Origin of the sequence: Duganella sp. BJB476 (assembly GCF_003416895.1) — a bacterium.
In the GTDB taxonomy this organism is placed as follows: domain Bacteria; phylum Pseudomonadota; class Gammaproteobacteria; order Burkholderiales; family Burkholderiaceae_D; genus Rugamonas.
The window spans coordinates 425,037-445,533 of sequence record NZ_QVIO01000005.1 but is presented as its reverse complement, the minus strand read 5'-3'; the positions used below and the strand labels follow the sequence as shown (position 1 = coordinate 445,533).

The window sequence follows — 20,497 nt, the reverse complement described above, 5'->3', positions numbered from 1 at the left end:
CCCTCTTTTGTGACAGAGGAAGACAGCGTAAGTAGCAGATAATACAACACTACTGAACCTAAAGTCAGCAATTTACACCTATCAAGAATTGTTACATTGCTGCATTGCACAACCATTGCACAACATATAAGTCACACTATTGCCGCCAGAAACAATATGTCGATTGACAACATATGTGTAAATGATGACAATCCCTGTTCCCTTTCCGAAATAGAGCCGCCATGTCTAGTCCATCCAACATCTTGCCGAACAAAAAAATAACCGGCACCGCGCTGCTGGCCCTGACGTCGCTGGCGGCGCATGCGGACGTGATCCGGGTCGACGGTATCCACCAGACGCTGGGGCAATGGTACGTCCCCCCAGGGACCCCCGCATCGGTCGCCGTGGATGTGGACCACAACGGCACGACCGACTTCTCGCTGGCGAATAATGCGGCACTCTACGGCCAGAGCTGGGCCGTGATTGGAGGGATCGGCAGCACGGCCTTCTCGCTCCCCGCGTATGACCGCTCGGTCACGGCCGGCGCCCAAGGCGTAGCTGCGAGCTCGGTGGCCGCCGGCACGCTGATCGGGCCGTCGCTGGCGATGTCGAAGACGGTGACCCTTGACCTGACCACCAACCGGCAGGTGGGCAGCATCATCGGGCCCTGCAACAACACCGGCAAGGGCTCCCCCGGCGGCGGCCAGCAATGCGGCCAATTGCCGGTGCTGGCCAGCACCATCACCAACAACAATATCGGCAACAACCTGTTGGTGCCGTTCCAGTTCTCCAGCGGCCAGCAAACGCAATACGGCTGGATAGACGTGACCATCCTGGACAACCCCTCAGTCAAAGTCGCCACGTCCCCGTACATCGTGACATTCAACGGTTACGGCTACGACAATACCGGCGCCGCAGTGGCCGCCGGCGCGGCCGCCTTCACCAGTCCGGTACCCGAGCCGTCGTCGCTGCTGATGCTGGCCAGCGGCCTGGCCGGCATCGCCGCCTACCGCCGCAAAGGCCGCGGCCGGCGCACCGACGCCGCGCTGCCGGCCTGACGCAAGGTAGTGTTGCCGATGGCGACGGTGCATGTCGCCGTGGCGCAGCCGGGCGAACTGGACCTGGCTTTCGCCTTGCTGCCCCACGTCGCCAACCAGGGCGTGGCGGCCGAATCGGTGTTGGTCGCGCGCCGGCTCGGCGACCACGCGATCGTCGGCGCGGCGGCGTTTTCAGCGATCCCTTGGGAAGTGCGGCGCAGCGGATTGCGCGGCGCCATCTTCGTGCTGCCATCGCAGCGCCAGCGCGGCGTCGGCGGCGCGCTGCTGGCGGCGCTCAGCGGGACACTGCGGCAGTGGGACGTCGATTACCTGCACGCCTGGGGCGAATGGGACACCGCCAACGCGCCGCCTTTCCTGGCGCGCAACGGCTTCGTGCCGCAACGCGCGGTGCTGCACTTTGAGGTGGACACCCGCAACGCCTGCCAGCAGACCAATCTGATGCTCGAACGCCTGCGCGCAGGCCGCCGCATTCCGGCCGGCGCCGCCGTCCTGCCGCTGGCGCCGCGCCACCTGCCGCAGGCCATCGCACTGTACGACAGCTACGCCCAGCTGCCCCACGGCACCGCCGCCGCCCGCTTCGATGCTGCACTGGCCAACCCGGCCTACGCCGCGCTGTCGCAGGCGGTCGAACTGGATGGCGAGCTGATCGGTTTATTGCTGTGCAAGCCGAACCAGGAATTGCCCGAAGTGGACCTGTGGATCACCCAACCCGGCCATCGCCACGGCTGGCCGGCCTTGATGTTGCTGGACGCGGCCGCCCGGCAACTGGCGAAGCTGGCAGGGCCCCGCTTCCGCTTCCACTGCAACGACGCGGCCGGCGCCACGTTGCAGATGGCCCGCCGCGTCGACGCCATGCTGCTGCACACCACCCATACCTATGCACTCGCCCTCTGAAACGCGAACCGCGCCGGCGCTGGTCATGCTGGCACTCGACGGCGCCGACTGGCGTCTGTTGCAGGAGCTGGACCAGAGCGGACTGACGCCTTTTCTCTCCAGCCTGATTGGCGCGGGCACTTGGGCGCCACTCGACTTTCCGTTGCCGGCCTGCGCCGACAGCGGTTGGGCCAGCATCGCCAGCGGCATGCAGCCGGACCGCCACGGCATCCTGCACCCGCTGACGGCCATCGACGGCTCCCTGTTCATGCAGGCGCCCGACGCCTCCGCGCTGCGCACCGAGGCCATCTGGCACGCGGCCGATGCCGCCGGCCGTCACGCCGCCGTCATCGGCTGGCCGGCCACGCGCGGGCTGCGGCTGCGGCATGGCACCGTCATCGCGCCGGGCACCGGCGCCTCGCCGGCCAACGACGAGCATGTCTGGCCACTGGACCCGCAGGCGGTCTGGCCGCCCGAAGCGCGCGAGCTGGTGCACGCGGCGCGCCTGGCGCCTGGCGACATCCAGGCACAAGACCTGCACTTCCTGCTGGCTCCGCTGGATACGGCCACCCAGCGCCGACTGGCGGGCACGACGGCGGCGGCGCTGGCCGAATGCGCGACCCTGCACGCGCTGGGAACTGCCGCCATCGAAGAGCGCGGCGCCGATGTGCTGATGTTGCGCCTGCCGTTTATCGCCGTCATGACCGCCGCGCTGGCCGAGGTGGCGGACCGGCACGCGGCCAGCACCTGCCTGGCCCGCTGCTACCAGTTTCTCGACCTGCTATGCGGCCGCTACCAAAACCTCGCCGGCCGCGACGCCTGTTTCGCGATCCTGTCGAACGGCGCGCGCGACGCCGGCTTCATGCTGCTGTGCGGCCCCGGCATCGCGCGGGACCACACCATTGCGCCGGTGGCCGCCTGCGATATCTGGCCGACCGTGGCGGCGGTGCTGGACTTGCCAGCCGGCGGTGACCTCGACGGGCGCGTTATCGACGAGGCGTTGACCATCGCGCCGGTCCGCATGGACGCCGCGACAGTCGCCACAGTGGCGCCGTTGACACCATCCGATATCAGCATCACGCCAGAGGCGCCGGCACTGTCGGCAGCGGAATCGGCCATGTTCGAACGAGAAGGTTTGGCGCTGCCCGATTTCACGCCGCAGATTGCGTTTGTCCGCCAGATCGAATGCGAGACGCGCCTTGCGCTGGCGACGATGACGGCGTTGCGCGGCAACCGCAGCGCGGCGCTGGAGCAGTTGCGCGCATTGCAGCAGCGCTTCGACGGCGACCTGAACGTGCGCATCGCGCTGGCCGAGCAGTTGCTGCTGGCCGGCCAATTCGACGAATGCCTGGCCATTGCACGCGATTTCCCGCTGGTGCGGGCGGGGGGCGCCTGGGCCGATGCGACCGAAGGCATGGTTGCCTTTGCCAGCGGCGACTGGCCGCAGGCGATGGCGCGCTTGGGCGCATTAGCGCACCTCCAGGCCAGCTCCCCGAACGCCGCCACGCCGCCCGTCAACGCCGCCATGTGGCTGGGCCGGGCCCACTTGGTGCAACGGGAATGGGAATTGGCGGCCGCCAGCTTCCGCGCCGCGATCGCGCATGACGGGCGCGACTATTTCGCCTGGTCCGGACTCGGGATGGCCGAGCGCATGCTGGGGCAGTGGCGGCATGCGGCCAGCGCCTATGGCCGCGCGGTCAGCCTGGGACCGCGTTCCGCAGAAGCACTGCTCGATCTCGCCATGGCATGCGAGCGCTGCGGCGACATGGAACCGGCAGCCCAGGCGCGCGCGCGGGCGATGCGGATCGATCCGGCGGCGGTCGCCAGGGATGCTGCCAGAATCACCGCCACAGAATAAAAAAAACCGGCAGGAACGGGGATCACCCATTCACTACCGGCGGAGACAGGCTGATGCGGCCGCGGGGATTAGCGCGGTAACTCCGAACTGCCCATCAGAAACTCATCGACCGCGCGCGCGCACTGGCGGCCTTCGCGGATCGCCCACACCACCAGCGACTGGCCGCGACGAACGTCGCCGGCGGCAAACACGTTGGGGGCGGAAGTCTTGTAGCAGCCTTCGCCGTCCGTGGTGGCCTTGGCGTTGCCGCGTGCATCTTTTTCGACGCCGAACGCGTCCAGCACGTTGGCCACCGGCGAGACGAAGCCCATGGCCAGCAACACCAGGTCGGCCTTCATCTCGAATTCCGAGTTCGGCACTTCGGCCATCTTGCCGTCTTTCCACTCGACGCGGCAGGCGACCAGCTTCTCGACCTTGCCGTTCTTGCCTTCCAGGCGCTTGGTGGCCACTGCCCAGTCGCGCTCGCAGCCTTCCTCGTGCGACGAGGAGGTGCGCAGCTTGGTCGGCCAGTACGGCCAGACCAGCGGCTTGTTCTCTTGCTCAGGCGGCATAGGCATCAGTTCGAACTGGGTCACCGAAGCGGCGCCGTGGCGGTTCGAGGTGCCGACGCAGTCGGAACCGGTATCGCCGCCGCCGATCACCACCACGTGCTTGCCGGTGGCTTTCAGCTGGTCCTTGACCTTGTCGCCGGCGTTGACCTTGTTTTGCAGCGGCAGGAAGTCCATGGCGAAGTGCACGCCCTTCAGCTCGCGGCCAGGCACAGGCAGGTCGCGCGGCTGCTCCGCGCCGCCGGCCAGGATGACGGCGTCGAAGTCCTTGGCGAGATCTTCAGGGAAGATGGTTTCCTTGGCCCAGTTGTTGACGTTGGCCGGGAAGTCCTTGCCAACCAGCACGCTGGTGCGGAATACCACGCCTTCGGCTTCCATCTGCTTGATACGGCGGTCGATATGCGACTTTTCCATCTTGAAGTCTGGAATGCCGTAGCGCAGCAGGCCGCCGACGCGGTCGCTCTTCTCGAACACGGTGACGGCATGGCCGGCGCGCGCCAGCTGCTGCGCCGCCGCCAGGCCGGCAGGACCGGAACCGACCACGGCCACTTTCTTGCCGGATTGCTGCTCGGCCGGCTGCGGCACGACCCAGCCATGCTCCCAGCCTTCATCGATGATCTTGTGCTCGATCGACTTGATGCCGACCGGATCGTTGTTGATCCCCAGCGTACAGGCGGACTCGCACGGCGCAGGGCAGATGCGGCCGGTGAACTCCGGGAAGTTGTTGGTCGAGTGCAGGGTGTCCAGCGCCTCGCGGTAGTTGCCGCGATAGACCAGGTCATTCCAGTCCGGGATGATGTTGTTGACCGGGCAGCCGGTGTTGCAGAACGGGATGCCGCAATCCATGCAGCGCGCGCCCTGCACCTTGGCCTGTTCATTGGTCAGGGTGATGACGAATTCCGAATAGTTTTTCAAACGCGTAGCAGGCGGAAGATAGCTCTCGTCCTGACGCTTGAATTCCATGAAGCCGGTGATTTTACCCACGATAATTCCTTAAATATTGTTCTGTACGGTCAGCATCAGGCTGCGATCGGCTGGGCGGATGCGGCTTCGTTCGCCACGTCCTCGGCCATTTCGGCCAGGGCGCGCTTGTATTCGCTTGGGAATACCTTGACGAATTTACTGCGGCCTTCGGCCCAGTTATCCAGCAACAGGCGGGCACGGGTGCTGCCGGTATGCTTGAAGTGACGCTCGATCAAGCGCTTCAGGATCACTTCATCCGCTTCGCGGCCGAGGTCCTTGTGCTGCACGTGCCAGGTTTCGCTTTGGGCTTCCTGCTCCTTGATGGTCAGCACCGGTTCCAGCGTCACCATCGAGGTGTTGCAGCGCGCTTCGAAATCGCCGTCCGGGTCGTACACGTAGGCGATACCGCCCGACATGCCCGCCGCGAAGTTGCGGCCGGTGGCGCCCAGCACCACCACGGTGCCGCCGGTCATGTATTCGCAACCGTGGTCGCCAGTGCCTTCGACGATGGCGGTGGCGCCCGAGTTACGCACAGCGAAACGCTCGCCGGCCACGCCGTTGAAGAAGGCTTCGCCGGCGATCGCGCCGTACAGCACGGTGTTGCCGATGATGATGTTGTTCACCGCCCAGCCGCGGAACTCGGTGTTCGGACGCACGATGATGCGGCCGCCCGACAAGCCCTTGCCGACGTAATCGTTGCCTTCGCCGACCAGGTCGATCGTGATGCCGTGCGCCAGGAAGGCGCAGGCCGACTGGCCCGCCGTGCCCTGCAGCTGGATGTGGATGGTGTCGTCCGGCAGGCCGGCGTGCCCGTAGCGCTTGGCCACTTCGCCCGACAGCATGGTGCCGACGGTGCGGTTGACGTTGCGTACCGGCGAGATGAACGACACCCGTTCGCCTTTTTCCAGCGCGGCCTTGGCTTGCGCGATCAGCTTGTGATCGAGCGCCTTGTCCAGGCAGTGGTCCTGTTCCTGCGTGTGGTAGATCGAATCGCCGCTCGGCACTTCCGGCGAGTAGAAGATGTTGCTGAAGTCCAGGCCCTTGGCTTTCCAGTGCGTGATCGCCTTGGATTTGTCCAGCAGGTCGACGCGGCCGATCAGCTCGTCATACGTGCGGATGCCCAGTTGCGCCATCAACTGGCGGGCTTCTTCGGCGACGAAGAAGAAGTAGTTCACGACGTACTCAGGCTTGCCGGAGAACTTGGCGCGCAGCACAGGATCCTGCGTGGCGACGCCGACCGGGCAAGTGTTCAGATGGCATTTGCGCATCATGATGCAACCCTCGACCACCAGCGGTGCGGTGGCGAAGCCGATTTCGTCGGCGCCCAGCATGGCGGCGATGACGACGTCGCGGCCGGTACGCATCTGGCCGTCGGCCTGGACGCGGATGCGGCTGCGCAGGCCGTTCAGCACCAGGGTCTGCTGCGTTTCCGCCAGACCCAGCTCCCACGGCGTACCAGCGTGCTTGACCGACGACAACGGCGAAGCGCCGGTGCCGCCGTCATGGCCGGCGACGACAACGTGATCGGCCTTGGCCTTGGTCACGCCGGCGGCAACGGTGCCGATACCGACTTCCGACACCAGCTTGACCGAGATCGAAGCGCGCGGATTGGCGTTCTTCAAGTCGTGGATCAGCTGGGCCAGATCTTCGATCGAATAAATATCGTGGTGCGGCGGCGGCGAAATCAGGCCCACGCCCGGCACCGAGAAACGCAAGGTGGCGATGTATTCGGATACTTTATGGCCTGGCAGCTGGCCGCCTTCGCCCGGCTTGGCGCCCTGCGCCATCTTGATCTGGATCTGGTCGGCCGAGTTCAGGTAGGCCGCGGTCACGCCGAAACGGCCGGACGCCACCTGCTTGATGCGCGAGCGCAGCGAATCGCCTTCCTGCAACGGAATGTCGACCACCATCTGCTCTTTGCCCATGACCGAGGCCATGGTCTCGCCCTGCTTGATCTTGATGCCTTTCAGTTCCATCGTGTAGCGCGATGGATCTTCGCCGCCTTCGCCGGTGTTGGACTTGCCGCCGATGCGGTTCATCGCCACCGCCAGCGTGGCGTGGGCTTCGGTCGAGATCGAACCCATGGACATCGCACCGGTCGCGAAGCGCTTGACGATTTCCTTGGCCGATTCGACTTCATCCAGCGGGATCGCCTTGGTCGGATCGAGCTTGAACTCGAACAGGCCGCGCAAGGTCAGGTGACGCTTGCTCTGGTCGTTGATGATCTGGGCGTACTCTTTATAGCTGGAGAAGTTGTTGCTGCGGGTCGAATGCTGCAACTTGGCGATCGCATCCGGGGTCCACAGGTGGTCTTCGCCACGCACGCGGAAGGCGTATTCGCCGCCGGCGTCGAGGTGGTTTTCCAGCACAGGATCGTTGCCGAAGGCCAGGTTGTGCAGACGCAGCGCTTCTTCCGCCACTTCAAACACGCCGATACCTTCAACGTTGGAGGCCGTGCCCTTGAAATACTTGTCGACCAGCGACTTATTCAGGCCGACAGCTTCGAAGATCTGCGCGCCGCAGTAGGACATGTAGGTCGAAATGCCCATCTTGGACATGACCTTCATCAGGCCCTTGCCGATGGCCTTGGTGTAGTTGTAGACCGCCTTGTCGCCGGTCATGTCGCCAGGCATGCCGAGCGACATCTCGACCAGCGTTTCCATCGCCAGGTAAGGGTGGATCGCTTCGGCGCCATAGCCTGCCAGCAGCGCGAAGTGGTGGGTCTCGCGGGCCGAACCGGTCTCGACGACCAGGCCGGTGGACGCGCGCAGGCCCTTGCTGACCAGGTGCTGGTGCACGGTCGAGGTGGCCAGCAGCGCAGGAATCGCCACGCGCTCAGGGCCGACCGAGCGGTCCGACACGATCAGGATGTTGTGGCCGGACTTGACCGCATCGACCGCTTCGGCGCACAGCGAGGCCAGGCAGGCTTCCACGCCGTCCTTGCCCCATGCCAGCGGATAACAGATGTTGAGCTCATATGACTTGAACTTGCCGCCGGTATGCTGGCTGATGCCGCGCAGGCGGGCCATGTCGTCGAAGCCCAGCACCGGCTGCGAGACTTCCAGGCGCATCGGCGGATTGACGTTGTTGGTGTCCAGCAGGTTAGGCTTGGGGCCGATGAAAGACACCAGCGACATCACCATCGCTTCGCGGATCGGGTCGATCGGCGGATTGGTCACCTGCGCGAACAGCTGCTTGAAGTAGTTGTACAGCGGCTTCAGTTTGTTGGACATGACGGCCAGCGGCGAGTCGTTGCCCATCGAGCCGGTGGCTTCTTCGCCGGCGGCGGCCATCGGCGCCATCAGGAATTTCAGGTCTTCCTGGGTGTAGCCGAAGGCTTGCTGGCGGTCCAACAGCGACGGCACGGCTTTTTCGCCTGGCGCCGCATGGTCCTTGGCGCGGTTGTGCGCCAGCTGGCTTTCGCTCAGCTTGATTTCGTTGAGCTTGATGCGCACCGCGTTGATCCATGCCTTGTATGGCTTGGCGTTGGCGTAGGTGTCTTTCAGCTCTTTATCGTCGATGATGCGGCCGGCTTCCAGGTCAATCAGGAACATCTTGCCTGGTTGCAGACGCCATTTCTGGATGATTTTCGATTCAGGAATCGGCAGCACGCCCGATTCCGACGCCATCACCACCAGGTCGTCGTCGGTGACGATGTAGCGGGCCGGACGCAAACCGTTGCGGTCCAGCGTGCCGCCGATGTAGCGGCCGTCGGTGAAGGCCATGGCGGCCGGGCCGTCCCATGGTTCCATCATTGCGGCGTGATATTCGTAGAACGCACGGCGATTGTCGTCCATCGTGCCGTGATTTTCCCAGGCTTCCGGGATCATCATCATCATCGCCTGGGCGATCGGATAGCCTGCCATCAGCAGCAGTTCCAGCGCGTTGTCGAAGCAGGCGGTGTCCGACTGGCCTTCGTAGATCAGCGGGAACAGCTTGTGCAGGTCGTCGCCCAGCACGGCGGATTTCATCACGCCTTCACGGGCGCGCATCCAGTTGAAGTTGCCTTTGACGGTGTTGATCTCGCCGTTGTGGGCGATCAGGCGGTACGGGTGGGCCAGCGGCCATTCCGGGAAGGTGTTGGTCGAGAAACGCTGGTGCACCAGCGCCAGCGCGGAAATGCAGCGCGCATCTTGCAGGTCTTTATAGTACACACCGACCTGGTCGGCCAGCAGCAGGCCTTTGTAGACGATGGTACGGGCCGACAGCGAGGCCACGAAGAATTCTTTGCCGTGGATCAGTTTCAAGGCCTGGATAGCGTGGCCCGACGATTTGCGGATCACGTACAGCTTGCGTTCCAGCGCGTCGGTGACCATGATGTCAGCGCCGCGGCCGATGAAGATCTGGCGTATCACCGGCTCTTTGGCGCGCACGGTAGGGGACATCGGCATGTCGCAATCGACCGGCACGTTGCGCCAGCCCAAGACGACCTGGCCTTCGGCGCGCACGGCGCGCTCGATTTCCTGTTCGCAGGCGATGCGGGAGGCGTTTTCCTTCGGCAGGAACACCATGCCGACGCCGTACTCGCCTGGCGGCGGCAGTTCCACGCCTTGCTTGGCCATCTCGTCGCGGTAGTACTGGTCCGGGATCTGGATCAGGATACCGGCGCCATCGCCCATCAGCGCATCGGCGCCGACGGCGCCCCGGTGATCGAGGTTTTTCAGGATCAACAGACCCTGTTCCACGATGGAGTGGCTCTTGTTGCCCTTGATGTGGGCGACGAAACCGACGCCGCAGGCATCGTGTTCATTGGACGGATCGTACAGACCTTGGGCTTTCATGGGGCTCTCCACTGCAATTTTGACTAACGAAAAGCTAGAGTAGTGCAATGCAGCGTAAACTTCAACAATAACAATTAGGGTCGGAGTCAGATTAATTTTTTCAAAGTTTCCGAAAATTTTAATTAGGGACAGAGCGAAAGCAGTTCTAAAAAAACCGCAGGAACTGGCGATTCCTGCGGTTTCAACTAGCGGTTCAGGCCGCTTCTGGCTTGATTTTGAACGGTCTGCCGCGCTTGGCCGGCAATACCTGGCGCTTGACCTTGTGCTGCAGCGCCGTCTTGAATTGCTCGGTGCCCAACGGCCAGCCCTTGAGCAGCGCCTTGCTGATGCTGGCCACCTCGTCCTCGCTCAGCTCCGGCTCTGCCAGCGCGATGTAGGCCGCCTCGCGCTGGAACGGCGTGTTGCCCAGCTCCCAGAACTTCGGGTGATCGACGATCAGGCCGTCCGAGCGCAGCCCGGCGTGGTGCGCATAGCTGGACCACGGATAATCCTCGGCCCGCCCGACCATGCCGTTGCGCACCGGATTGAACTCGATATATCGGCTGCACGACATGAAGTATTGCTCTGCGTCGATAAGCGAGGTTTTGTAGCGTCCGTTCCACAAAGTGCCGCTGCGGCCATATTTTTGGTTGAAATAGGGCACGTAATAGCGGCCTATCCATTGCATCATCTGGCCCAGGCCGTCCGCATCGGCCGGCGTGACCAGCAAATGCAGGTGATTCGGCATCAAAACATAAGCATGCACCGCCACTTTGTAGTTCTTGGCGGCGGTGCGCAGCCAGCCCAGGAAGGTTTGATAATCTTCCGTGTCCTGGAAGATAGTTTGGTTGTTATTGCCGGTCTGGATGACGTGATGAGGCTGGCCGGGGACGATCAAGCGGGGGAGACGTGCCATAAATTTGAGCAAAATGAATCGGATGCTCTGATTTTACACCACTCTGTCCCCGATTATTCAGGCGCGTCAAAATACCGACGCGACTCTGTCCCTGTTTTATCAGGAGAGGTTGAAGCTGGCGGACAGGCTGTAGCCTTCGCCGTAGGCGCTGCGCAGCGGCAGGTCCTGGCCCAGGCCGGTGCGGGCCTTCTTGCGCAGGCGATACACCAGCATGTCGACGCGGCGGCCAGCGTCCGGATCGTCGCCGCCGATGCCGGCCACGATGACCTGGCGCGGCACGGGACGGGTGTTAATCGTCAGCAGATGCAGGAAATTGCATTCTTTTTCGGTCAAGGTGATCGCCATGCCCTGCAGTTCCAGCTGGCGGGCGCTGACTTTGAGCGTCCACTTGCTCGGCGCCGGGATGGTTTCCTGCGGACCGACGCGACGGTCCAGCGCCTCGATGTGGGCGGCCAGTTCCGGGAATTTGATCGGCTTGGTCAGGTAGTGGTCGGCGCCCAGGCGCAGACCGAGGATGCGGTTGTCGAAGGCGACCCGGCCGGTCAGCACCAGCAGACCGATTTGCGGGTACAACTGTCGCATCCGGGGGATCACATTGAAACCGTCTTCGTCCGGCAGGCCCAGATCGAGCACCACCACGCCGACATTGCCCTGGCTTAGGGCCGACCACATTTCGCTGGCGTTGTTAGTGATGTGCACTTCGTGTTCAAGCTCAGTCAAAAACTCTGCCATTTCTTCGGCATAGTCCAGATTGTCTTCCACGATGAGTATTTGCGTCATTGATGCGCCATTCGATCGATTATTGAGCAACAGTGCTCAGTCCTGCCTTGCTATTTCAGCTTGCGCTCAAGGAATTATCACTGCTGCCACCCGCCCGCGCAAGGCTTTTCCCGGCGCTGGCCGCTATGGGCAGCCAAATCCGAAATTCCGTGCCGCTTTCAGAAACATTTGTTGCCGTCAGCGTTCCCCCGTGTACATCCACCACCGCGCGCGCCATATACAGGCCCAGCCCCGATCCGGCGATGCCGGCGGCGTTGCTGCCGCGGAAGGATTTGTCGAATACATGCGCCAATTCCGTCGCCGGCAGACCGGCCCCGTGATCGCGCACCAGGAACTCGACGCCGCCCTCGCTTGCTATTTTGCCTATCAATTCTATCGGAGTATTGGCAGTCGTGTACTTAATTGCATTGTCGAGCAAAATTTCCAGGCATAAGCGCACACCGGCGGGGTCGCAGCGCATCCATTGCGGCAGCGTTTCCAGCCGCAGCGTGATGCCACTGCGGCGGCTACGCGCCTGCTCGACCACAGCCTCCAGCAGCGCGGCGGGGGAGATTTCATTCGGCTGGCGCTCGCGGCCGATGCTGGCCATGCGCTCGGGCGACAGGTACTCGTCCAGCATCGCCAGCATGCGGTCGACCGCGGTCTGGATCTTGCGGTAACGCTTGCGGGTGGCTTCATCGTGGTGGGCGCCGGTCATTTCCAGGCGCTGCACGGCGCCGTCGATGGTCGACAGCGGCGTACGGAATTCGTGCGACAGCATGGAAGCGAACTTCTTCTGCTGCGCGGCCAGCTCGCGGCGCGCGCTCAGGTCGCGCACCACACCGACCACGGAGATGGCGACGCCGTGCTCGTCAACGATGAGGGTCGATTCGATTTCCACCGGCAGCAGGCGGCCGTCCGCATGGGGCAGTTCGGTTTCGCGCACCAGGCGCAGGCGGCTCAGGTCGCCGCCGGCGTGGCGTTCCAGCCTGGCGGGCAGCTGCTGCAACAGGCTGGCCGCCAGCGCCTGCGCCGAGTCCAGCGTATAGCCGAACTGGCGCTCGGCCGCCGGACTGAGCCAGGACAATTGCAGGCTGGCGCAGTCGGCCATCCAGCTGACCTCGCCGCTGTGCTGGAGCAGCAGGCGATAGCGCTCGGCCTCCGCCTGCGACTGGCGCAATGCCGCTTGCAGTTCGGCGACGGTCGCCACCTATTCCGCCAGCGGGGCGAAGATCTGCTGCAAGTCTTCCTGGGTGAGCGCCATTTTCTGCGACTCGCCTTCGGCCAGGATGGATTGCGCCAGATCGGATTTCTTCTGCTGCAGCACCTGGATTTTTTCTTCCAGCGTGCCCTTGGCGATCAGCTTGTAGACGAACACCGGCTTGTCCTGGCCGATGCGCCAGGCGCGGTCGGTAGCCTGGTTTTCCGCCGCCGGATTCCACCACGGATCGTAGTGGATCACGGTATCGGCCGCCGTCAGGTTGAGGCCGACGCCGCCCGCTTTCAGGCTGATCAGGAAGATCGGCACCGCGCCCTGCTGGAAGGCCGCCACTTGCGCGCTGCGGTCCTTGGTTTCGCCGGTCAGCAACGCATACGGGATATCGCGCGCCTCCAGTTCCTCCTCGATCAGCTCCAGCATGCTGGTGAACTGCGAGAACACCAGGATCTTGCGGTTCTCTTCCAGCAAATCCTCGACCATCTGCATCAGGTCGATCAGCTTGGCCGAGCCGGCCGTCTGCTTCTTCGACGGCAGCGACTTGACCAGGCGCGGATCGCAGCACACCTGGCGCAGCTTCAGCAGCGCCTCCAGGATGACGATCTGGCTGCGCGCCACGCCCTTGCGGTCGATTTCCTCGCGCACCTTCTGGTCCATGGCCAGGCGCACCGTCTCGTACAGGTCGCGCTGAGCGCCGGTCAGCTCGACCTTGCGCACCATCTCCGTCTTCGGCGGCAATTCCTTGGCTACGTTGTCCTTGGTCCGGCGCAGCAGGAAGGGCTTGATGCGGCGGTTCAGCAGCGCGCGCCGCAGCGGGTCGTCCTGGCGTTCGATCGGATGACGGAACACGGTGTTGAAACCCTTCTCGTCACCGAGCAAGCCCGGCAGCAGGAAGTGGAACTGCGACCACAGCTCGCCCAGGTGGTTTTCCAGCGGCGTGCCGGACAGGCACAGCCGGTGGCGCGCGCGCAGCAGGCCGGCGCTTTGGGCGGCCTTGCTGCGGGTGTTCTTGATGTAATGCGATTCGTCCAGGATGACCAGGTGGAAATCATGCTCGCGCAGTTTTTCCTCGTCACGGGGTAGCAGCGCGTAGGTGGTCAGCACCAGGTCGGCTTCGGCGATCTGGTCGAACTGGGCCATGCGATCTTTGCCTTGCAGCAGCAGCACGCGCAGGCCGGGGGCGAAACGGGCTGCCTCTTCCTGCCAGTTGCCCATCAGGCTGGTCGGCGCGATCACCAGCGCCGGCGCGGTCAGGCGGCCGGCTTCCTTCTCAACCAGGATGTGGGCCAGCGTCTGCACGGTCTTGCCCAAGCCCATATCGTCGGCCAGGATGCCGGCGAAGCCGTATTCGCGCAGGAACTGCATCCACGACAAGCCGTCGGTCTGGTAGTCGCGCAGCGTCGCTTGCAGGCCGGCCGGGGTGGCGATGCGCTTGACGGCGCCGAACTGGTTCAGGCGGGCGCCCATTTCGCGCAGCTCGGCGCCGCCGGTCCAGTTCAGCTCGACGTTGCGGGCCAGGTCGTCCAGGCGTGCGGCGTCCAGCGTAGCCATGCGCAGCGAGGTCTTGATCTTGTCGCTGAAATACAGCTCGCCCAAGGTGGTCAGGATGGGCTTGACGCGGCCCCATGGCAGGGCGACGCGGCTGCCGTCGGGCAGCGTGGCCAGCATCTGGTCTTCGTCGCCGTGCAGGGCGATGGTCTTCGGATTGAAGTCGTTCGGCGCGCTGCGGATCATCTGCACCAGCACCGGCAACAGCGGCACGCGGTCCTGGTCGACCATGATGCCCAGTTCCAGCTCGAACCAGGCGTGGCCGCCGTCGGCCGGATCTTCCACCACGTCGGCATACCAGTCGCCGACGTCGCTGACGTCGTAGCGGTACTTGACGGTTTTTTCCACTTTCCAGCCGGCCAGCTTCAGCGCCTCGATACCATCGCGGGCGAAGCGCAGCCATTCGGCCTGGCTAGGCAGCAACAGGCCGCCCTTGACGCTGCTCAGCGGCAAGGTGGCGGGCGGCAGGAAGTGGCGTTCGGTCAGCAGCGACAGGGCCAGCTCTTCGGCGGCGCTGTCGCGCTGGATGATTTCGGTCACTTCGCCCTTCTGGCGCACCACGCGCTGCGACGGGTCGAAGGACACGCGCTCGCCGTCGTAGTCGAAGGACAACACGGCGAAGTCGTGCCAGCGTTGCAGCGAGCCGTCGGCCAGCATGGCGGCGTCCAGGGTCAGTACCGGACGCGGCTTGACGTCGTCCCGCACGCGCTGCGGCAGCGGTTGCGGCAGCGGCATCAGCTGTTGCAGGCCGTGGGCCAGCAGCAACTGCGATACACGCATCTTGTCGTTATTGGTCAGCAGCGGGGCTTGCGCCACCAACGCCTGCAAATCGGCCAGCGGAATCGAAGCGCCGCCCTGGTTCAGCTGCAGCACGCCGCAGGAAAGATTGTCGATATACCACGGCGGATCGGTCGGCAGCATGTAGTCGACCTGGTCGGCGCCGACATGCTTGGCGTTCGGCGGCGCCTGCACTTGCCAGCCCAGGCGCAAACCCTTGCCTTCTTCGCGCCAGGCCAGGTTGGCTTCGCGCATCACGCCGCCCTTGAGCGGGTAGACCAGGCCGTTGCCGACGTCGGCCCAGGAGTTTGCCCAGAGCAACTTATCCTGTTCGGCCAACATGTTCAGCAGGGCCGCGCCGATCTTGCCGCGCGGCTCGGTGGCGGAGCCGGTCTGGGAATTCTGTCCGCTGCGCATGGCAACGAAGAAACGGATCAAGTCCTCGTCGCCGGCCGCGAGGAAGCTCGGCGGCGCCGACAGCAGCGAAAACACTTCGCTCACCGGGCTGGCCGCGGCGACGTCGCCGTTCGAGCGCAGGCGCGCCTTGTACAGGCACAGCGCCACATGGCGGCCGCCGCTGGTGGGCGCCATCACGTAGATCAGCTTGTATTGGGTTTGTTGCTTCGGATCAGTATCGACCGGCGGCGCGTTCAGTTTGGCTTTGGGATGCGCTGCCGCATCCACACGCTGCAGCCAGGTGGCTACGGCGTACGACAATTGATTCGCGGGCGGCGCAGGGCGAGCGGGAGATGCTGGGGCGGCCGGAGCAGCTGGCTTGGCGGGAACATCGTCGGTGGCGTCGTCGCGGGTAAAATCCATAGGTCGCATTGTTGGTCAAAGATGGTTCAAAAACGGCAACAGGCGATATTATCCGCCATACACGCGTTCGTGTTTGCGGATTCTTCATAAAACCCGCATGTAAACGTGTTCCTTGCACGTTCCAAAGCCGTGCACAGTCCTTTTGGACTGTCAAGACTGGCACATTCGCGCCGATTGCGTATGATTCCGGGCTTGACTGCTTAGGAATCGCCCACATGTTGCCTTCAATCGAACAACGTCTTGCCCTGGAACTGACTTGCAAACCGGTACAGGTTGCCGCCGCCATCGCCCTGCTGGACGAAGGCGCCACGGTACCCTTCATCGCCCGCTACCGGAAAGAAGCCACCGGCGGCCTGGACGACATTCAACTGCGTCTGCTCGAAGAACGCCTGCGCTACCTGCGCGAGCTGGAAGACCGCCGCGCCGCGATTGTGGCATCGATCACCGAGCAGAATAAGATGACGCCGGAACTGTTAGATGCTGTCATGCATGCAGAAGACAAGACCCGTCTTGAAGACTTATACCTGCCATACAAGCAAAAACGCCGCACCAAGGCGCAAATCGCCATCGAAGCGGGCCTGGCGCCGCTGGCCGACGGCCTGCTGGACAACCCGGAACTGAACCCGGAGATGGAGGCCAACAAATTCCTGCGCGAAGCCTTCACCACCGCCGAGGGCAACAATCCGGGCGTGGCCGACACCAAGGCCGCGCTGGACGGCGCCCGCCAGATCCTGATGGAACGCTTTGCCGAAGATGCAACGTTGCTGCAATCCTTGCGCGAATACGTACTGGATCATGGCATTGTTGAATCCAAGGTTATTGAAGGTAAGCAAGACGAAGGCGAAAAATTCGCCGATTACTTCGACTATTCCGAAACCATCGGCACCGTGCCGTCGCACCGCGCGCTTGCACTGTTGCGCGGCCGCCGCGAAGGCATCCTCGATGTCGTGCTGCGCCTGGACACGGAAGCCGAAAAGCCGAAGTGGGATGCGCCGCACAATCCGTGCGAAGGCCGCATCGCCGCCCGTTTCGGCATCAAGAACCAGGGCCGTCCGGCCGACAAATGGCTGGGCGACACCGCCCGCTGGACCTGGCGCGTGAAGAGCTTCATGCACCTGGAAACCGAACTGATGGGCGCACTGCGCGAGCGTTCCGAGCTGGACGCGATCAACGTCTTCGCCACCAACCTGAAGGCGCTGCTGCTGGCCGCGCCGGCCGGCCAGCGCGCCACCATGGGCCTGGACCCTGGCCTGCGCACCGGCGTCAAGGTGGCGGTGGTGGACGCCACCGGCAAGGTGGTCGATACCGCCGTGATCTACCCGCACCAGCCGAAAAACGACTGGGACGGCTCACTGCACACGCTGGGCAAGCTGGCCGCCAAGCACAATGTGTCGCTGATTTCGATCGGCAACGGCACCGCCTCGCGCGAGACCGACAAGCTGGCGCAGGATTTGATCAAGCAATTCCCTGAGCAGAAAATGACCAAGATCGTCGTCTCGGAAGCGGGCGCGTCGGTGTACTCGGCGTCGGAATTCGCCTCGCGCGAACTGCCGGACATGGACGTGTCGCTGCGCGGCGCGGTCTCGATCGCCCGCCGTTTGCAGGATCCGCTGGCCGAGCTGGTCAAGATCGATCCGAAATCGATCGGCGTCGGCCAGTACCAGCACGACGTCTCGCAGACCCAGCTGGCCCGCTCGCTGGACGCGGTGGTCGAGGATTGCGTGAACGCGGTCGGCGTCGATGTGAACACCGCCTCGGCGCCGCTGCTGGCGCGCGTGTCGGGCCTGTCGGCTTCGGTGGCGCAGGCCATCGTGTCCTACCGCGACATCAAGGGCGCGTTCACCTCGCGCGCCGGCCTGAAAGCGGTGCCGCGCCTGGGCGACAAGACCTTTGAACAAGCAGCCGGCTTCCTGCGCGTGATGGGCGGCGAGAACCCGCTGGACGCGTCGGCGGTGCACCCGGAATCGTATCCGCTGGTGGAAAAAATCCTCGGCGACATCAAGAAGGACATCAAGGCCGTCATCGGCGAGACCGCGCTGATCAAGACGCTCAATCCCGCCAAGTACGCCGACGACAAGTTCGGCGTGCCGACCATCAGCGACATCCTGAAGGAGTTGGAGAAGCCGGGCCGCGATCCGCGTCCCGAGTTCACCACCGCCACCTTCAAGGACGGCGTGGAAGAAATCCGCGACCTGCGTCCGGACATGATCCTGGAGGGCGTGGTCACCAACGTGGCAGCGTTCGGCGCGTTTGTCGACATCGGCGTGCACCAGGACGGCCTGGTGCACATCTCGGCCTTGTCGAACACCTTCGTCAAGGATCCGCACACGGTGGTCAAGGCTGGCCAGGTGGTCAAGGTCAAGGTGCTGGAAGTGGACGAGAAGCGCAAGCGCATCGCCCTGACCATGCGCCTGAGCGACAGCGCGCCGCAAGCCGGCTCGCAGCCGCAGCAGCGCGGCGATCGCAACGACCGCAAGAGCATGGGCCAGCACCAGAAGCAGGCCGCCAAGTCCGAGCCGGTCGGCGGCAGCATGGCGGCGGCGTTCGCCAAGCTGCGCGGCTGAGCCAACGGCCATAAAAATACCGGTGCCGTCGTTTTCTTATAAAATGACGGCATCTATTTACATCTTTTCACTGAGGCAGCTATGAGCGACGTACAAACCTGGATCAAAGAAACCGTGACCAACACCCCTGTGGTGCTGTTCATGAAGGGCACCGCCCAGTTCCCGCAATGCGGCTTTTCCGGCCGCGCCATCCAGATCCTGAAGGCCTGCGGCGTTGAGAACATTGCAACCGTGAACGTGCTGGAAGATCCTGAAGTCCGCCAGGGCATCAAGGACTACTCGAACTGGCCTACCATTCCTCAGCTCTACGTCAAGGGCGAGTTCATCGGCGGTTCGGACATCATGAACGAGATGTTCGAGTCCGGCGAACTGAAGGCCCTGCTGGATGCCTGATCGTCCGCGGCGGATTATTATCGCCATCACCGGCGCCACCGGCGCGGTGTATGGCGTGCGTCTGCTGCAACAGTTGCAACATACCGCCGGCATAGAGACACATCTGATCGTCTCGGATGCCGCGGTCCTCACGCTGCACCAGGAAACCGGCTTGCAGCGGCGCGAAGTCGAGGCGTTGGCCCACGTGGTGCACAAGGTGCGCGACGTCGGCGCCTCGATCGCCAGCGGTTCTTTCCAGTCGGATGGGATGATCGTCGCGCCATGCTCGATGAAGACGCTGGCGTCAGTGGCGCATGGCCTGTCGGACAACCTGATCGCGCGCGCGGCCGACGTGGTGCTCAAGGAGCGCCGCCGGCTGGTGCTGATGGTGAGGGAAACGCCGTTCAACCTGGCGCACTTGCGCAATATGACGGCGGTGACGGAAATGGGCGGGATCATCTTCCCGCCGCTGCCCAGCTTTTATCACAACCCGCAAAGCATTGCGGAGATGGTTGACCACACGGTCGGCCGGGTCATCGATTTGTTCGGCATCGAGCACACGATGGCCCCGCGCTGGAACGGCATGAAGCCGACCAGCGATTCCAACTAAGACCTGCCGTACCGCTCCTGCTACCCCGGCCTAGCGTTTATCGAACTGCGATCCGCTGGCTTTCTTCAGATCCCGTGCTTCCTCGACCATGCGGCGGTGGGCAATGCGCTTGCGCATTACTTCCGCGTGCTGGGCGGCGGTCATCGGGGGGACGGTCATCAAATCTTTTAGCTGCGCGACATTGCTGTAGTTACTTTTCATAAGACGGCTCAAAAGCTTGGCTCCCGAAGTAAATGCTGCGGCTCAGCGACGGCTGATTACCTATTGTGCCTCAAATCCGTGTCGAAACTATGACAATTCGTAAAGCCCCCGAAAATAAAAAAGGCGCCCCCTCAGGGACGCCCTATCCGAACAAAAACCGGCCAAACCGTGAAACTAGTTTCACATGGAAACACTTTCAGCCTTAGCCACAAACGGTAAAAATAACTCCGTAGTAGTACTGAAAATGACTACTTTTGGTAATTAACCCGCACCAGCATGCGAATAAATTCGCGTGCAATCTGGCGGTGATGCTCGTCCAGGCGTTGCAAATCCGCGATCAGCTTGACATCGGCCGACTCAAAGCGCGACAAGCCGTTGCCGCCTTCACCGGTCGGAGCGTCCGCTTCGGCACCGCCAAAGCGCAGCCATTCGGCCGGCACGCCCAGCCACTGCGCAATCATGCGCAGCTTTTCCTGGGTCGGAATCGCCTCGCCTACCAGCCATTTACGGGCGGCGTGCACGGTGATCGGCCGGCCGTCGAATCGAATATTGAATTCCCGCGCCAATCGAGTTGGGCTGTCGGGGGAGTAGTGGGCGTTTTTGAGAGCCTGTTGCAAGCGCTGGCTAAAGCTTTCGCGTTCATTAGAAGAATTCATAATTGCACTATTTCACGTTG

Annotated in this window: 14 protein-coding genes; 6 read left to right on the top strand and 8 right to left on the bottom strand. The window is 63.4% G+C overall.

What is annotated here, in order from left to right; genetic code table 11:
* Positions 1 to 221: 221 nt before the first annotated feature.
* From D0T21_RS21825 to D0T21_RS21815, 3 genes are read left to right on the top strand one after another with little or no spacing between them, the layout of a single operon-like run.
* Positions 222 to 1,037 carry a PEP-CTERM sorting domain-containing protein gene (locus D0T21_RS21825; RefSeq protein ID WP_116991397.1) on the top strand — a complete coding sequence of 272 codons (816 nt, stop codon included), beginning with the start codon at positions 222 to 224 and terminating at the stop codon, positions 1,035 to 1,037.
* An 18-nt stretch (positions 1,038 to 1,055) separates the two neighbouring features.
* Entirely contained in the window at positions 1,056 to 1,931 is an 876-nt protein-coding gene (locus D0T21_RS21820) for a GNAT family N-acetyltransferase (protein ID WP_147328152.1), read from the top strand.
* A gap of 25 nt (positions 1,932 to 1,956) precedes the next feature.
* A complete protein-coding gene (locus D0T21_RS21815) occupies positions 1,957 to 3,768 on the top strand; it encodes an alkaline phosphatase family protein (protein WP_158568035.1) in 1,812 nt (603 codons plus the stop codon).
* Between the two features lie 68 nt (positions 3,769 to 3,836).
* On the opposite strand, the gene D0T21_RS21810 is transcribed toward D0T21_RS21815, so the two are convergent.
* The 6 genes from D0T21_RS21810 to D0T21_RS21785 form a co-directional block, all read right to left on the bottom strand.
* On the bottom strand, positions 3,837 to 5,300 hold the full coding sequence (locus tag D0T21_RS21810) for a glutamate synthase subunit beta (RefSeq protein ID WP_116991394.1): 1,464 nt from the start codon (positions 5,298 to 5,300) through the stop codon (positions 3,837 to 3,839).
* Between the two features lie 35 nt (positions 5,301 to 5,335).
* Complete coding sequence (locus D0T21_RS21805) at positions 5,336 to 10,060, bottom strand: glutamate synthase-related protein (RefSeq protein ID WP_116991393.1); 4,725 nt, start codon at positions 10,058 to 10,060, stop codon at positions 5,336 to 5,338.
* A gap of 193 nt (positions 10,061 to 10,253) precedes the next feature.
* A complete protein-coding gene (locus tag D0T21_RS21800) occupies positions 10,254 to 10,955 on the bottom strand; it encodes a transposase (RefSeq protein ID WP_116991392.1) in 702 nt (233 codons plus the stop codon).
* A 99-nt stretch (positions 10,956 to 11,054) separates the two neighbouring features.
* Complete coding sequence (locus D0T21_RS21795) at positions 11,055 to 11,735, bottom strand: response regulator transcription factor (protein WP_116991391.1); 681 nt, start codon at positions 11,733 to 11,735, stop codon at positions 11,055 to 11,057.
* Positions 11,736 to 11,790: 55 nt separating this feature from the next.
* Positions 11,791 to 12,924 carry a PAS domain-containing sensor histidine kinase gene (locus D0T21_RS21790; protein WP_116991390.1) on the bottom strand — a complete coding sequence of 378 codons (1,134 nt, stop codon included), beginning with the start codon at positions 12,922 to 12,924 and terminating at the stop codon, positions 11,791 to 11,793.
* On the bottom strand, positions 12,925 to 16,074 hold the full coding sequence (locus D0T21_RS21785; protein WP_116991389.1) for a DEAD/DEAH box helicase: 3,150 nt from the start codon (positions 16,072 to 16,074) through the stop codon (positions 12,925 to 12,927).
* A gap of 215 nt (positions 16,075 to 16,289) precedes the next feature.
* Here D0T21_RS21785 and D0T21_RS21780 point away from each other — a divergent pair, with 215 nt between their 5' ends.
* From D0T21_RS21780 to D0T21_RS21770, 3 genes are all read left to right on the top strand, one after another.
* The gene (locus tag D0T21_RS21780) at positions 16,290 to 18,638 is read left to right on the top strand and encodes a Tex family protein (RefSeq protein WP_116991388.1); all 2,349 of its coding nucleotides are present in this window, start codon (positions 16,290 to 16,292) and stop codon (positions 18,636 to 18,638) included.
* 81 nt (positions 18,639 to 18,719) lie between these two features.
* A complete protein-coding gene (gene grxD, locus D0T21_RS21775) occupies positions 18,720 to 19,031 on the top strand; it encodes a Grx4 family monothiol glutaredoxin (protein WP_008443113.1) in 312 nt (103 codons plus the stop codon).
* Positions 19,024 to 19,620 carry a UbiX family flavin prenyltransferase gene (locus D0T21_RS21770; RefSeq protein WP_116991387.1) on the top strand — a complete coding sequence of 199 codons (597 nt, stop codon included), beginning with the start codon at positions 19,024 to 19,026 and terminating at the stop codon, positions 19,618 to 19,620. Before grxD ends, D0T21_RS21770 begins: the two co-directional genes overlap by 8 nt.
* Positions 19,621 to 19,650: 30 nt before the next feature.
* On the opposite strand, the gene D0T21_RS32275 is transcribed toward D0T21_RS21770, so the two are convergent.
* Complete coding sequence (locus D0T21_RS32275; protein WP_020703835.1) at positions 19,651 to 19,821, bottom strand: hypothetical protein; 171 nt, start codon at positions 19,819 to 19,821, stop codon at positions 19,651 to 19,653.
* Between the two features lie 248 nt (positions 19,822 to 20,069).
* A complete protein-coding gene (locus D0T21_RS21765) occupies positions 20,070 to 20,477 on the bottom strand; it encodes a hypothetical protein (protein ID WP_026334739.1) in 408 nt (135 codons plus the stop codon).
* Between the last annotated feature and the right edge of the window lie 20 nt (positions 20,478 to 20,497).